This window comes from Actinomadura napierensis (assembly GCF_039529375.1).
GTDB lineage: Bacteria > Actinomycetota > Actinomycetes > Streptosporangiales > Streptosporangiaceae > Spirillospora > Spirillospora napierensis.
Genome location: NZ_BAAAMR010000211.1, coordinates 1 through 7,154, shown reverse-complemented (window position 1 = coordinate 7,154; position 7,154 = coordinate 1). Strand labels below are relative to the sequence as shown.

At 74.4% G+C, this 7,154-nt stretch carries 9 protein-coding genes; 2 read left to right on the top strand and 7 right to left on the bottom strand.

Annotated elements, in window-relative coordinates:
• Window positions 1-1,508 (bottom strand): DHA2 family efflux MFS transporter permease subunit (locus ABD296_RS48410; protein WP_344284973.1); only part of this gene is annotated, 1,508 nt, incomplete at its 3' end.
• Between the two features lie 77 nt (window positions 1,509-1,585).
• Here ABD296_RS48410 and ABD296_RS48405 point away from each other — a divergent pair.
• The gene (locus ABD296_RS48405; protein WP_344284970.1) at window positions 1,586-1,813 is read left to right on the top strand and encodes a hypothetical protein; all 228 of its coding nucleotides are present in this window, start codon (window positions 1,586-1,588) and stop codon (window positions 1,811-1,813) included.
• Window positions 1,814-1,829: 16 nt separating this feature from the next.
• Here ABD296_RS48405 and ABD296_RS48400 read toward each other — a convergent pair whose 3' ends face one another.
• Genes ABD296_RS48400 through moaA form a run of 3 tightly spaced genes read right to left on the bottom strand, consistent with a single transcriptional unit; the run spans window position 1,830 to window position 3,750 of the window.
• Window positions 1,830-2,117 carry a DUF6457 domain-containing protein gene (locus ABD296_RS48400; RefSeq protein WP_344284967.1) on the bottom strand — a complete coding sequence of 96 codons (288 nt, stop codon included), beginning with the start codon at window positions 2,115-2,117 and terminating at the stop codon, window positions 1,830-1,832.
• 50 nt (window positions 2,118-2,167) lie between these two features.
• Complete coding sequence (mobA, locus tag ABD296_RS48395; RefSeq protein ID WP_344284964.1) at window positions 2,168-2,755, bottom strand: molybdenum cofactor guanylyltransferase; 588 nt, start codon at window positions 2,753-2,755, stop codon at window positions 2,168-2,170.
• Between the two features lie 5 nt (window positions 2,756-2,760).
• Entirely contained in the window at window positions 2,761-3,750 is a 990-nt protein-coding gene (moaA, locus tag ABD296_RS48390) for a GTP 3',8-cyclase MoaA (protein ID WP_344284961.1), read from the bottom strand.
• A gap of 140 nt (window positions 3,751-3,890) precedes the next feature.
• Between moaA and ABD296_RS48385 the strand changes: the two genes are divergently transcribed.
• On the top strand, window positions 3,891-4,697 hold the full coding sequence (locus ABD296_RS48385) for an alpha/beta hydrolase (protein WP_344284958.1): 807 nt from the start codon (window positions 3,891-3,893) through the stop codon (window positions 4,695-4,697).
• Here ABD296_RS48385 and ABD296_RS48380 read toward each other — a convergent pair whose 3' ends face one another.
• The 3 genes from ABD296_RS48380 to ABD296_RS48370 form a co-directional block, all read right to left on the bottom strand.
• A complete protein-coding gene (locus tag ABD296_RS48380; protein WP_344284955.1) occupies window positions 4,698-5,528 on the bottom strand; it encodes a hypothetical protein in 831 nt (276 codons plus the stop codon). It abuts the gene before it with no gap.
• Between the two features lie 4 nt (window positions 5,529-5,532).
• Complete coding sequence (locus ABD296_RS48375) at window positions 5,533-6,726, bottom strand: RtcB family protein (protein WP_344284952.1); 1,194 nt, start codon at window positions 6,724-6,726, stop codon at window positions 5,533-5,535.
• Between the two features lie 102 nt (window positions 6,727-6,828).
• The coding region (locus ABD296_RS48370; RefSeq protein WP_344284949.1) for a SelB domain-containing protein at window positions 6,829-7,154 on the bottom strand (326 nt) is incomplete at its 5' end.

The following is a 7,154-nucleotide window of genomic DNA, read 5'->3' as shown; positions in this document are numbered from 1 at the left end:
GAGGCGTTCGAAGGCGGCGCCGCGGGTGGCGAGGGCCTCGATGTCGGGCGAGGCGTCGCGGACGGAGCGCCAGTCCTTGGCGCCCCGGAGGGGGGGGGGGGCCCGGCGGCCAGGTCGGCGCCGCCCCCCGCCAGCGCCAGCACGACGAACGCCAGGATGACGACGAGGCCGCGGCGGAACGCCCCGGCCCAGTCGCCGTGCGTGCTCGCGATGGCGGAGAAGAACACCGACCCGACGGCGGCGATGCCCATCGCGGTGCCGACCCGCTGCCCGGTCTGCAGCACGCCGGCGGCGCTGCCGCCCTCGGTGAAGTTCACCTCCGACAGCGTGATGGTCTGGTTCGGTGCGATGACGAGCCCGCTGCCGCAGCCCGCGAACAGCAGCGGCAGCGCGGTCGCGAAGCCCACGCCCCGTCCCGGTTCCAGCTCGACGGCGAGCCACGCGGCGGCCAGCCCCACCGTGACCGCGGCGAGGCCGACGGCCACCAGCGGACGCCCGTACCTGGCCACGACGCGGCCGCCGACCGCCGCCGCGACGCCCGACCCGAGGGCGAACGGCGTGATGGCGAGGCCCGCCTCCAGCGCGCTGTAGCCCAGCCCGTTCTGCAGGTACAGCGTGAAGATGAAGAAGATCGCGGTGAACCCGGCGAAGTAGAGCAGGGCGATCGCCGATCCGAGCGCGTACGAGCGGAGCCGGAACAACCCCAGGTCGACCATCGGCGCGCGGGCCCGCCGCTCCCACCACACGAACGCCGCGATGAGCAGGGCGCCCACGACGATCAGCAGCCATTTGCCGTTCCCGTGCCATTGCTGCTCCTGGGCGAGCGGAAGCAGCACGCACACCACGCCCGCGCCGAGCAGCAGCACGCCGGGCGGGTCGAGGCCCCGCTGCTCCCCGCGCATCGGAGCGGGCAGCAGCCGCCACGCCAGGAACAGCGCCACCACGCCGACCGGGATGTTGACGTAGAACACCCAGCGCCAGCCCTCCTCGGGGCCGGCGAGCGCGATGATGCCGCCGCCCAGCAGCGGGCCGGCGGCCGTCGCGATCCCGATCACCGCGCCGAGCGCGCCGAACGCCCGGCCCCGCTCACCGCCCTGGAACAGCTGCTGGATGAGGCCCGCGACCTGCGGGTTGAGGATGCCGCCCGCGACGCCCTGCACCAGCCGGGCCAGCAAGAGCCATGTCATGGTCGGTGCGATGCCGGCCAGCGCGCTGGACGCGGTGAACAGCGCCAGGCCCGACATGAACACCGCGCGGCGGCTGCGCGCGCCGCCGAGCCGCCCCGCGGGCACCAGCACCAGCCCGAAGGTCAGCGCGTAGCCCGACAGGATCCACTGCAGCTCCGCCTCCGAGGCGTGCATCCCCTGCTTGATCGACGGCAGCGCGACGTTGACGATGCTGACGTCCAGCAGGGTCATGAAGGCGGCGACGAGGCAGACCGACAGCGCCCGCCAGGGACGCCGTACCTGGCCCTCCCGGCCGGCCCCCGCCGTGGCCTCCGTCTGCACGAGCGATCTCCTTTCCGGAGATCACCGGGCCAAACCCGGCGCGCCGGGCGCCCGGGCCGCTGTGCCAGAGTTGCCGGATGACCGCATCCGCACCGGGCCCGGGCCCCGACGAAATGCAGTGCTCCGCCAAGGGCTGCCGCGCCGAAGCGGTGTGGGCCCTGCGCTGGAACAACCCGAAGATCCACACCCCGGACCGGCGGAAGATCTGGCTCGCCTGCGACGAGCACCGCGAGAGCCTTTCGGCGTTCCTGGACCGCCGCGACTTCCTCAAGGACGTCGTGCCCGTCGAGGACCGCGATACGTGAGCGTTGTGCCCGGCCGCTACGCCTCGTCGAGGACGGGTTCGCCGGGCTGCTCGGGAACCTCACCCGCCGCGGGTTCGGTGTTCCAGGCCTCGGCCATCTCGGTGAGCCGGGCGGCGGCGTCCCGGGCCGGCGCGCCGCGGCCGACCGCGAGGCCCAGCAGGTAGGCGGTGAGCGGCGCGCCCGGACGCGCCACCCCGTGCGCGACGTCCCGGGCCAGGTCGAGCACGAGATCGCGGTCGATGTCACCGCGTTCCAGGCCGAGCTCGTCGCAGACCGCGCTCATCCAGTCCTCGAGTACCGACATGGGCGTCCCCCTTCAACGCGTCGACGTACGCGATGCCCACTCTCGCACGGTCAAAGCGCGTCGGGCCTGGCGAGGCCGTCGGCGCGCGCGAGATCGTCCGGCGTGTCGCAGTCGTACCAGGGCGGCCGGTCCCCGGCGGGAAGCGCGACCACGGCGGGGTCCAGGGGGCCGAGGACGCCGCGCAGCGACGCGCCGGTGTACGCGGCGAGCGCGTCGCGCAGGCGGCCGGCGCGCCAGCATCCGGCGAGCCACTGTTCGCGGCCGTCGTCGTCCACCAGCACGGCTCCGTCGCGCTCCCCCGCCGCGTCCAGCAGGGCGGTGATGTGGGCGGGACGCAGGAACGGCAGGTCGGCGGCCAGCAGCGCGACCCACGGCGCGCGCACCTCGGCCAGCCCGGCGCCCAGCGCCGTCACCGGCCCGGCGCCCGGCGGGTCCTCGCGAACCCGGACCGCATCCGGCAGGACGTCGCGCGGCGGTCCGACCACGATCGTCCGGGATGCGCCCGACGCGGCGGCGGCGACCCATTCGATCAGCGGGCGGCCGCCGACCGGCGCGGCGGGCTTGTCGGCGCCGCCGAGCCGCCGGGCCCGGCCGCCCGCCAGCAGCACCGCATCGAACAGCGCCGGGTCGGACGGCACCGGCGTCAGCCGCCGATGGCGGACATCGGCCGGGCGGGCTGCAGGAACGACGGGTCGTCGATGCCGTGCCCGGCGCGCTTGGCCCACACGGCCTTCCGCCAGCGCCCGGTGATCTCCTCGTCGGTCGCGCCGCCGCGCATCGCGTCGCGCAGGTTGGACTCCTCGGTGGCGAACAGGCAGTTGCGGACCTGCCCGTCGGCGGTGAGCCGCACCCGGTCGCAGGCGCCGCAGAACGGCCGGGTCACCGACCCGATGACGCCGACGGTCTCCGGGCCCGCGCCGACCACGAACGACTCGGCGGGCGCGCTGCCGCGGTCGTGGCCGGCGTCGGGGGCCAGGTCGAACTCGGCCGACAGCCGGTCCAGGATCTCGTCCGCGGTGATCATGTCGTCGCGGGTCCAGCCGTGCTGGGCGTCCAGCGGCATCTGCTCGATGAACCGCAGCCGGTAGCCGTGCTCGAGGCAGAACCGCAGCAGCGCGGGGGCCTCGTGGTCGTTGATCCCCCGCATCAGCACCGCGTTGATCTTGACGGGCTCCAGCCCCGCGGCACGCGCCGCCTCCAGCCCGGCGAGGACGTCCTCGAACCGGTCGCGGTGCGCCAGCTTCTTGAAGGTGGCCCGGTCGAGGGTGTCCAGCGAGACGTTCACCCGGTCCAGGCCGGCGTCGGCGAGCGGCGCGGCCAGCCGGGCGAGCCCGATCCCGTTGGTGGTCAGGGAGATCTCCGGGCGCGGCGACAGCGCCGCGGTGCGCCGCACGAGGTCCGGCAGCCCGCGCCGCAGCAGCGGCTCGCCGCCGGTATAGCGGACCTCGGTGACGCCGAGTTCGCCGACCGCGAGCCCGACGAGCCGGACGACCTCGTCGTCGGTGAGCAGTTCCGGCTTCGGCAGCCAGTCCAGCCCCTCGGGCGGCATGCAGTACGAGCACCGCAGGTTGCACCGGTCGGTGAGCGAGACCCGCAGGTCCGTCGCGGTACGACCGAAGGTGTCGACCAGCACGGGCGCCCCTTCCTGCCGGGCGGACGGCGCGCGGGGCGGGCCGTCCGGGTTACGGTCGATCAGCCCAGCCTATTGCGGCGATCGCCGATTCGTCGCATCACGGGCGATGGGCTTGGCCGGTGAGGACGAGGGAGGCACGGGTGACGGCGGCACGGGAGTGGGAGTTCGCGGGGACGCGGGGCGCGATCACGGCGCGGATCTGGTCGGACGGCTCGCCCCGCTACATCGCGGTTCTGGCGCACGGGTACGGCGAGCATCTCGGGCGCTACGAGTACGTGGCGGACGTGCTCGTCCGGCACGGGGCGACGGTGTGCGGGCCGGACCACATGGGCCACGGCCGGTCGGCGGGCGACCGGGTGCTCATCGAGGACTTCGAGGACGTCGTCGCCGACCTGCACACCGTCGTGGAGGCCGCCCGCGGCGACCATCCGGGCCTGCCCGTCGTGCTGATCGGGCACTCCATGGGCGGCCTCATCGCCGCCCGCTACGCGCAGGTCCACGGCGACGTGCTGACCGCGCTGGTGCTGTCGGGGCCGGTCCTCGGCCGCTGGGCCGCCGTGGACGCGCTGCTCCCGCTGGACGAGATGCCCGACGAGCCCATCGACACCGCGACGCTGTCGCGGGACCCGGCGGTCGGCAAGGCCTACACCGAGGACCCGCTGGTGTGGCACGGCCCGTTCAAGAAGCCGACCGTCCGGGCGCTGGACGCTTGCATCCGGCGGATCAACGAGCACGGCCCGCTCGGCGCGCTGCCCGTCTTCCACGTGCACGGCGACGACGACCGGCTCGTCCCGCTGGACGGCACCCTCGCCGGGATCGAGGCGATTCGCGGCGACGACCTGACCCAGCGGATCTATCCGGGTGCGCGCCACGAGGTGTTCAACGAGACCAACCGCGACGAGGTGCTCGGCGACGTCACCGCGTTCATCGACCGCGTCCTGGGCTGATCAGCGGCGGCCCGCCCGCCGGCGGGCCGCCTCCTGCTCGGCCCAGGTGATCTCGCCGTGCCGGTCCCAGACGAGCGGCCGCAGCTCAGCAGGGTCGACGGGGGCGTCCGGGCGAGCGAGGACATCGGCGCGGGCACGGCGGGCGACGCTCACCAGCCGGTGGAAGTCGCGGAAGATCTGGATCTCGCCGGACGCGGACCGGCACTGCCCGCCGAGGTGGTCGTAGTCCATGCCGTGGGGGTTGGCGGCGTCGAGCCATCCCGCCTGCACGGCCCACGCCCGCGCCTCGGCGGGACGGGCGGGCAGGAGCGCGACCAGGCCGTGCGTCCGCTCCACCCGGCCCCGCTCCGGCCAGTCCGTCGGCGGACGGTCGCGGAACCAGGCCCGCGGGTCGGTGAGCGCGCCGTCGAGGCCGTGCGTCCGCCACCGGACGGTGCCGTCCGGCGGCCGCCGCAGCGGGAGCCGCCGCGCCAGCTCGCGGGCGGTCGCGGCGGTGAAAGGGGTGTGCCAGGACGGGACGAGGACGATCGGGTCGGCCGGGTCCGCGTCGAACGGCGTCGGGGCGAGGAACGGCCGGTCGATCACCAGCAGCGTGCCGGGCCGCGACTGGTAGGCCAGGCCCCACAGCAGCCGCGCGAGGACGCGGGCGCCGTGCTGGTCGGACAGCACGTGCCAGGTCTCGTGGAAGAGGTTGGTGCTGAACCGCGCCCGGGTGGCGGGCCGCAGCCCGATGACGGTGTGGTCCCGGCCGCCGAGCCGGACCGTCCGGCGGTGCAGCTTCATGCCGTCGCCTACGCCGCGCGCGTTCGCCGGCCGCTGCACCGCCGTCACGTCCTCAGCCCTTCACGCAGACGAGCTGCCGCAGGTGCGCGACCACCGCGACGAGGTCGGACTGCGCCTCGATCACCGTCTCCAGGTCCTTGTAGGCGCCGGGGATCTCGTCGATGACGCCGCTGTCCTTGCGGCACTCGACCCCCTTCGTCTGCTCGACCAGGTCCTCCACGGTGAAGTTCTTGCGCGCCTTGTTGCGGCTCATCCTCCGGCCCGCGCCGTGCGAGGCGGAGTTGTACGCCGTCTCGTTGCCCAGGCCGCGGACGATGTAGGTGCCGGTCGCCATCGAGCCCGGGATGATGCCGAGGTCGCCGGCGCCCGCGCGGATCGCGCCCTTGCGGGTGACGAGCAGCTCCTCGCCGCCGTACTCCTCCTCCGCCACGTAGTTGTGGTGGCAGGAGATGACCTGGTTCCACCTGCAGCGCTTCTCGCCGAACTGCTTGGTCACGACGTTCTGCGCGAGCGCCATCATGACCGCGCGGTTGCGCCGCGCGTACTCCTGCGCCCAGAACAGGTCGTGCCGGTAGGCGTCCATCTTCACGGTGCCGCTGAGGAACACGGCGAGGTCGGTGTCCGGAAGGTCCTGGTTGTGCGGGAGCTTGCGGGCGGCCTCGATGTGGTGCTCGGCGAGCACGTTGCCGATGTTGCGGGACCCGGAGTGCAGGACGAGCCAGATCGCGCCGCCGTCGTCCGCGCACAGCTCCAGGAAGTGGTTGCCGCCGCCGAGCGTGCCCATCTGGGCGCGGGCCCGGCCGAGGCCGGCGCGGACCGCGGGGTGCAGGTCCTCGAACGCCTTCCAGAAGTCGTACCAGCCGCGTTCCTTCAGGTTCGGAAGCGCGGCCGGGTCGACGGCGCTCTTGTGCGAGCCGCGGCCGACGGGGATCGCCCTCTCCAGCCGGTGCCGCACGCCCGACAGGTCGTCCGGCATGTCCTCGACGGTGAGCGAGGACTTCGCGGCGGTCATCCCGCAGCCGATGTCGACGCCGACGGCCGCCGGGGACACCGCGTTCTTCATCGCGATGACCGAGCCGACGGTCGCGCCCTTGCCGTAGTGGACGTCCGGCATGACCGCGAGCCCCTCCACCCACGGCAGCGCGGAGACGTTGCGGAGCTGGTCGAGCGCCTGGTCCTCGACGGTGGCGGGGTCGGTCCACATGCGGATGGGAACGCGGCCGCCCTTCAGAGTCTGGTACGGCATGCCTTCTCCTTCTCGACGGGATCCGAACCGTGATCTATGACGCCAGAGGCGCCCGTCCCGGTTCAACCGGTTTTCCCGTCCCGCGCGGTCCGTCCCCGGTCGTCAGCGGCGGCGCTCGGTGAGGCCGAGGGCGTCCAGGTGCTCCAGCAGCGCGACGGCGACGCGGCGGCTGGTGGCCAGCGCGTCGCCCGCTTGTCCGGGGGTGAACGGCTGCGGTAGCGCGGACAGGATGCGCAGCGCCTCGCGGTCGGCGCCGGGCAGCAGGACGACGCCGTCGCGCAGCCGCAGCAGCGCGCCCGCGCGTTCCGCGGCGGCGAGCGCGCCGCCGGTCAGGCCGAGTTCGGCGAGGCGCTCCTCGGCCGGCGCGTCGAACGGGGCGTCGGCGAGGTCGGCGCGGAGGCGTTCGAGGGCGGTAGCCAGCCCCGGCG

Excerpts from the sequence above, each read along its gene's own strand:
- ABD296_RS48400 (WP_344284967.1), bottom strand. The coding sequence starts at position 2,117 with ATGTCGGTACTCGAGGACTGGATGAGCGCGGTCTGCGACGAGCTCGGC.
- ABD296_RS48405 (WP_344284970.1), top strand. The coding sequence starts at position 1,586 with ATGACCGCATCCGCACCGGGCCCGGGCCCCGACGAAATGCAGTGCTCC.
- ABD296_RS48375 (WP_344284952.1), bottom strand. The coding sequence starts at position 6,726 with ATGCCGTACCAGACTCTGAAGGGCGGCCGCGTTCCCATCCGCATGTGG.